The sequence below is a fragment of the Streptomyces sp. NPDC002690 genome (assembly GCF_053592415.1).
In genome coordinates this window covers 20793-27294 of the sequence record NZ_JBSFVR010000066.1, presented here as the reverse complement: position 1 = coordinate 27294, position 6502 = coordinate 20793, and the positions used below count along the sequence as shown (strand labels likewise).

The window sequence follows — 6502 nt, the reverse complement described above, 5'->3', positions numbered from 1 at the left end:
GCCCAGATGTACAGGCCCCAGTTGACCGTGATCACCGCCGCGGCGGCGGTGATCAGGGCGAGCTTGCGCGGCCGCCCGAGCGAGCACCGGCGCCGGGGCCCCGGCCGCGGCCCATGAAGGCACCGCCGCGGGACTTGCCGGAGGACTTGGGGCGCTCGGACGGCGGGCTGGAGATGACGACCGGGACGCCGGACGGGGTCCGGGCGCCGGTGATCCGGCTCAGCTCGGCCTCGCCGGACCGGACCTGGGCGATCTGCGGGGTGATGCCCGCGTCCTGCATCAGGCGGGTCATCTCGCGGCGCTGGTTGGGCAGCACCAGCGTGACGACGCTGCCGGACTCGCCGGCGCGCGCGGTACGCCCGCCGCGGTGCAGGTAGTCCTTGTGGTCGCTCGGCGGGTCGACGTTCACGACGAGGTCGAGGTTGTCGACGTGGATGCCGCGCGCCGCGACGTTCGTGGCGACCAGCACGGTGACGTGCCCGGTCTTGAAGCGGTCCAGGGTGCGGGTGCGCTGCGGCTGCGACTTGCCGCCGTGCAGCGCGGCGGCCCGGACACCGCTGGCCAGCAGGTGGTCGGTGAGCCGGTCCACGGCGTGCTTGGTGTCCAGGAACATGATCACGCGGCCCTCTCGGGCGGCGATCTCCGTGGTGGTGGCGTACTTGTCGGCGCCCTGCACGTAGAGCACGTGGTGCTCCATCGTGGTGACGGCGCCGGCAGCCGGGTCGACGGAGTGCACGACCGGGTCGTGCAGGTAGCGCCGCACCAGCAGGTCGACGTTCTTGTCGAGGGTGGCCGAGAAGAGCATCCGCTGCCCCTCCGGGTTCACCTGGTCGAGCAGCTCGGTGACCTGCGGCATGAAGCCCATGTCGGCCATCTGGTCGGCCTCGTCGAGCACCGTGATGGTGACCCGGTCCAGCTTGCAGTCGCCGCGCTCGATGAGGTCCTTGAGCCGGCCGGGCGTGGCGACGACGACCTCGGCACCGCCGCGCAGCGCGCTGGCCTGGCGGCCGATCGACATGCCGCCGACGACGGTGGCGAGCCGCAGCTTCAGCGAGCGGGCGTACGGGGTGAGCGCGTCGGTCACCTGCTGCGCGAGCTCACGGGTGGGTACGAGGACCAGGGCGAGCGGCCGGCGGGCGTCGGCGCGGCGGCCTTCGGTGCGGGCCAGCAGGGCGAGGCCGAAGGCCAGCGTCTTGCCGGAACCGGTACGGCCGCGGCCGAGGACGTCGCGTCCGGCGAGCGAGTTCGGGAGGGTGGCCGCCTGGATCGGGAACGGCACGGTGACGCCCTCGGCGACGAGCGTCGCCTTCAGGGGTGCGGGCAGCTCCATCTCGTCGAAGACCTCGACCGCCGGGAGACCCGGGTTGATCGTGACGGGCAGGGCGAACTCGCTCTTGCCCGCGGGCCTGCGGCTGCCCTGGCCGCCGGAGCGGCGCGGTCCGCCGCCGGAGCCGCCGGGACGGCCCCCGCCGGAATACCTCGGGCCGCCGCCGAAGCCGGAGCCACCGCCGGAGGAGGAGCCGGAACCACCGGATCGGGTGCGGGAAAACCTGTCGTTCGAGCGGGGCGTGCGATCGCGGTTCATGGAGAACCTTTCCTCGATGGGCACGTATCGAGGGATTCTCTGTGGAGAGCGACGACCGAAAGGGCGCCCAGAATCGCAAGAACGAGCCGATGAACGGGACAAATACGGAAACAGGAGAACCGGGAGCGGAACTCCTGTTGAAAAACGTGAAACGCCGGATGAACGGGCGAAAAAGAAATCCGGCCCAGGGACATCATCCCGCACGGCCGGAAACGCCAACGAGCCGGGGCCCGCACCCCAAGGTGCGGGCCCCAGCTGCGTGGAACGTCTGCGCGAGATCAGGCAGGAGTGATGTTCTCGGCCTGCGGGCCCTTCTGGCCCTGGGTGATGTCGAAGTTCACCTTCTGGCCCTCCTGCAGCTCGCGGAAGCCCTGGGCGGCGATGTTCGAGTAGTGGGCGAAGACGTCAGCGCCGCCACCGTCCTGCTCGATGAAGCCGAAGCCCTTTTCCGAGTTGAACCACTTCACGGTTCCAGTAGCCATGTCAGTCTCCTTGGGGGCATAACCCGCAGACACGCACTGTGCGTGTCCAACGTCGCCGTGATGATTACCCCGTCCGGGATGAATACCGGAAATACAAAACCGCACCCACCGGTGTACGACCGGCAAGAGCGCGTGAAGTTCTTGGGAACCACAACTGCAACTTCAACAACCGTAGCACGATGCAAGCAAAAGGGGGCGGTACGTAATTACGTTCCGCCCGGGGCGCCATAAATTCTCCTCGCGCATTGTCCGTAAATCTGCTTCGACGGAAGCAGATATTCAGGACTCGACGGGACCTTCGGCCCCTTCGGAGCCGCCGGAGCCGTCCGCGCGCCGGCCGCCCCGGCCCGCGCGCAGCTCCTCGTTGAGGCGGAGCGCGTCTTCGAGCTGGTCCTCCAGAATCACGATCCGACAGGCAGCCTCCACCGGCGTCCCGCTGTCCACCAGCTCGCGGGCGCGAGCGGCGATGCGGAGCTGATAGCGGGAGTAGCGGCGGTGGCCGCCCTCGGACCGCAGGGGCGTGATCAGCCGGGCGTCTCCGAGCGCCCGCAGGAAGGCGGGTGTCGCGCCGATCATCTCGGCGGCCCTCCCCATCGTGTACGCGGGGTAGTCGTCGTCGTCCAGCCGGTCGACGACGTGCTGTGTGGCTTCCGGGGGCATAGCACCTCTTCCGGGACCACGCGGGAGACCGGGAGGGCGGCCTGTCCGCTCCCCGGGGACGCCTGCGAGTCCCAGAACACTTGTGTCCAGATCAGTCACGTCTATCGTAGCCGCGACAGTTTTTCCCGTCTCGTGGAGCGAGGCTTTCTCCGCCTCGTACATGCCCCACTCACGCATCCGTTGCGCCGTCCGGGGTTACTCGCGCCACCACCCCCACCGGCCACCCCGCTCGGGCGACACGCGCCCAACGACCGATCGGACGGTCGAACTGACCTGACCTACCGGTCAGTTGTCGCCGGACGCGGGGCGGGCCATAATGCACTCGTAGCCCTTCACGCATCCCCCGTCGTGAAGGGCTACGTCATGTTCAGGTCCCGAACCCGGCCGCGTCCGGGGCGACTTGGCGGCGGCCGGGCGACGTCTCACGCGGCGGCCCGCACTGCGGAACGGCCCGGCGGAAGCGGGCTGCGTTTGCGGGGCGTACGCGGTGCCGGTTACGTGGAACGCGTACGAGTCCGGGCCGCGCGCACGGGTCCGGCCGGTGCCGCCAGGAGGGACGCGCAGATGTCCGGAAAGAGGTCCCGGAAGGCCGTGACGCCCGGGAAGCACGGGCAGCACAAGAAGCACGGCGAGCACACGAAGCAGGGGAAGCAGGGGGCGTCCGGCGACTTCGGGGGCACCGAGGAGTCGGGGAAGTCCGCGTCGGCGGGTCCCTCCAAGGGACGCCTGCTGCTCAAGGTCGGCACCAGCGGCCTCGCGATCTTCCGCGCGGTCAAGCGGGTCCGCCGCACCACGGGGCGGGCGGACAAGCTGCTCGCCGCGGACGCCGTCGCGGGCCTGCTGCCGATGATCACCGCGATCGCCATCGTGATGCGCCAGCTGCGGCGTAAACCGGAGTCCGCGCACTCCACCCCTTAGGGCAGTTTTCCGGGGCGCGTCGGGCTCCTGGGGGCCGGAATCCGGCGGAATGGTCCCGGTGCCCCCGCCCGCCCGGGGTACGACTGGTCCGTGTCCACCTTCGAGATCACCACCGCGAGCGCCGACGACATGTCCACCCTGGCCGCCTGGGCCCACGAGGAGGGATGGAACCCGGGGCTCGCCGACGAGGCCCCCTTCTTCACCGCGGACCCCTGCGGCTTCCTCCTGGGCCGGCTCGACGGGGAGCCCGTGACCTCCGTGTCGGTCGTCCGCTACGGCTCCGGTTACGCCTTCCTCGGCTTCTACCTCACCCGCCCCCACCTGCGGGGGCAGGGCTACGGCCTGCGCACCTGGCGGGCCGGTACGGCACGCTTGAGCGGGCGCACCATCGGGCTCGACGGCGTGCCCGCCCAGCAGGCCAACTACCGCAGGTCGGGCTTCCGTACGGAGTGGAGCAACGCCCGGTACGAGGGGTTCCCGGCGACCGGTGCGGTGCTGCCCCCGGGGCTGCGGCTGGCCGACGCCCGCACGGTGCCCTTCGACCGGCTGGCGGCGTACGACCGGCGGTTCTTCCCGGCCCCGCGCGAGGCGTTCCTCGCGGCGTGGATCACCGCACCCCGGCGGACGGCGCTCGCGGTGGTGCGGGAGGAGGACGGCGCGGTCGAGGGGTTCGGGGTGGTGCGGGCCTGCCGTGCCGCCTCCCGGGTGGGCCCGCTGTACGCGGGTTCGCCGGACGTGGCGGCGGCGCTGCTCGGTGCCCTCGCGGCTGCCTCACCGGGTACGCCGGTGGCGGTGGACGTGCCCGACATCAACCCGGTGGGGGTGCGGCTGGCGGAGCAGCTGGGGCTGAAGCCGTCGTTCGGGACGGCCCGCATGTACGCGGGGCCGGCACCGGAGTTCGACCGGAGCGGGGTGTACGGACTGACCAGTCTGGAGCTGGGCTAGGGCGCGCATCGGATTCCGATCCGGCCACGGCCGGGTCAGTCCCGCGTCAGCCCCCGATCAGGCGTGGTCCGGCGGCGGGGCGGGGGCCGTCGACGAGTTTGGGTCCGGTGGGGCGGAAGGTGCGCCGGGCCCTGGCGGAATCGCCCGTCCACCGGCCGAAAGCGGTGTCCTCCCGGATGCGGGAGGCGAGGACGGCGATGTCGTCGTCGGCGCCTTCGCCGAACCGGTCGATGGCCTCGTCCAGCAGGTCTTCCAGGTCGCCGCTCTCCGGCATGGTCAGCGTCGAGAGGCGCCGGACGGAGACGTCGATGTCCTCGCCCCGGCGTTCCACCAGCCCGTCCGTGTACATGAAAAGGACGGTGCCGGGGCCGCACGGCACGGCGTCGGTGCGGTAGCCGCCGAACCCCATGCCCAACGGCGGTCCGGGCTTCACGGGCACCACCCGTGAGCGGTTCGTGCCGGGGTCGATGAAGACGGGCGGGAGGTGTCCGGCGCTCGCCACCTCGCACATCCCGGCGTAGCGGTCGACCACGGCGAGCAGACAGGTTGCGGCCCGGTCCAGGCCGGATCGCTGCACCATGGCGTCGAGTTGTTCCAGGATGCGGTGCGGGGGCAGGTCCTCGCCCGCGAGGAGCCGCAGCAGCGAGCGGTAGTGGCTCATCGCCACTGCGGCTTCCACGCCGTGCCCCATGACGTCGCCCATCGCCTTGAGGTGGCGCCCGTCGTGCAGGGGGACGACGTCGAACCAGTCGCCGCCGACCACCGCGCCCCGGTCGGCGGGCAGATAGCGGGTGGCGACCTCCACGTGCGGGTGGGCGCCGCGGGGTTCGGAGAGCAGGGACGCCTGGAGCTCGCGGGCGATGGTGTGTTCGCGGGCGTAACGGCGGGCGTGGTCGAGGTCGGTGGCGGCCCGGCCGGCGAGTTCCTTGGCGACGAGCACGTCCTCGTCGTCGAAGGGCCGCGATTCCTTCGAGCGGACCAGGCTCAGCGCCCCGAGGGACACGCCCCGGGCGGCGAGCGGGACGACGAGGGCGGTCCGGAGGCCGGAGGCGCGGTAGGCGGCGATAAGGTCGGCTCCGGCGTCGGCGCGGCCGAACTCGCTCCCTTCCCCCAGGTCCATGACGACGGGCTCGCCTGCGGCCAGGCACCGGGAGACGGTCGCGTCCTCGGCGTAGTCGATGTACTCGCCCGTGTTGCTGAAGACCGCGGCTCCGTCCTGGTAGGCGGGGGCGGCGGCGAAGCCGGCGCGCCGCATCCGCAGGATCCCGGGCGGGGCCTGGCGGACGGTGTGCCCGACGTCGGGCGGGAAGACCTCCACCGCGGCGAAGTCGGCGAGTGCGGGGACGACGAACAGGGCGAGTTCCTGGCAGGTGGTGTCCATGTCGAGGGTGGTCCCGATGTTGACGGCGGCCGTCGAGAGGAGCGTGAGGTGCCTGCGGGCGCGTTCGAGATCCCGTTCCTCGTTCTTGACCTCGCTCATCTCCACCAGGACGCACACGACCCCGACCGGAACCCCGTTCTGCTCCAGCCGGTGGTAGGCGGCCTGCCAGTAGCGCTCCTCGTGCCGGGAGACGCCCCAGGACTGCCCCTGGGTCATGGACATGCGGGGCTTCCCGTCCCGGAGCACGAGGCGCATGACGTGGTCGCGGACGTCGAGTTGCGGCAGCACCTCCTGGACCGTGCGGCCGAGGTGGGCGGCGGCGGAGAGGCCGTTGAACACTTCGAGGGCCGGGTTCACGTAGACGTACCGCAGACGGGTGTCGAAGACCGCCACACCGGCGGGGGAGCCTTCGGCGAAGGCCGCCACGGCTTCGAGGCCGGCCGGGGCGGCCGCGTACGGGCCGGGACCCTCTGCGGGCTCAGCGGGCTCGGGCGGCTCAGCGGGCTCGGGCGGCGGTCGTTCGTCGGATCT

The 6502-nt window shown here is 71.6% G+C and carries 6 protein-coding genes; 2 read left to right on the top strand and 4 right to left on the bottom strand.

Annotation, left to right across the window (positions count from 1 at the left end; all coding sequences use genetic code 11):
- Window positions 1–52 precede the first annotated feature (52 nt).
- From ACWD3D_RS11840 to ACWD3D_RS11830, 3 genes are all read right to left on the bottom strand, one after another.
- Window positions 53–1585, bottom strand: coding sequence for a DEAD/DEAH box helicase (locus ACWD3D_RS11840; protein WP_451460739.1), 1533 nt, complete (start codon window positions 1583–1585; stop codon window positions 53–55).
- Between the two features lie 278 nt (window positions 1586–1863).
- The gene (locus ACWD3D_RS11835; RefSeq protein WP_266706811.1) at window positions 1864–2067 is read right to left on the bottom strand and encodes a cold-shock protein; all 204 of its coding nucleotides are present in this window, start codon (window positions 2065–2067) and stop codon (window positions 1864–1866) included.
- A gap of 279 nt (window positions 2068–2346) precedes the next feature.
- Complete coding sequence (locus ACWD3D_RS11830) at window positions 2347–2727, bottom strand: MerR family transcriptional regulator (protein WP_451460738.1); 381 nt, start codon at window positions 2725–2727, stop codon at window positions 2347–2349.
- A 564-nt stretch (window positions 2728–3291) separates the two neighbouring features.
- On the opposite strand from ACWD3D_RS11830, the gene ACWD3D_RS11825 reads away from it, so the two are divergent.
- Window positions 3292–3645, top strand: coding sequence for a hypothetical protein (locus ACWD3D_RS11825; protein ID WP_451460737.1), 354 nt, complete (start codon window positions 3292–3294; stop codon window positions 3643–3645).
- Window positions 3646–3735: 90 nt separating this feature from the next.
- Window positions 3736–4590, top strand: a complete 855-nt coding sequence (locus tag ACWD3D_RS11820; protein ID WP_451460736.1) for a GNAT family N-acetyltransferase — start codon at window positions 3736–3738, stop codon at window positions 4588–4590.
- A gap of 46 nt (window positions 4591–4636) precedes the next feature.
- On the opposite strand, the gene ACWD3D_RS11815 is transcribed toward ACWD3D_RS11820, so the two are convergent.
- Window positions 4637–6397, bottom strand: a complete 1761-nt coding sequence (locus ACWD3D_RS11815; RefSeq protein WP_451460741.1) for a SpoIIE family protein phosphatase — start codon at window positions 6395–6397, stop codon at window positions 4637–4639.
- Between the last annotated feature and the right edge of the window lie 105 nt (window positions 6398–6502).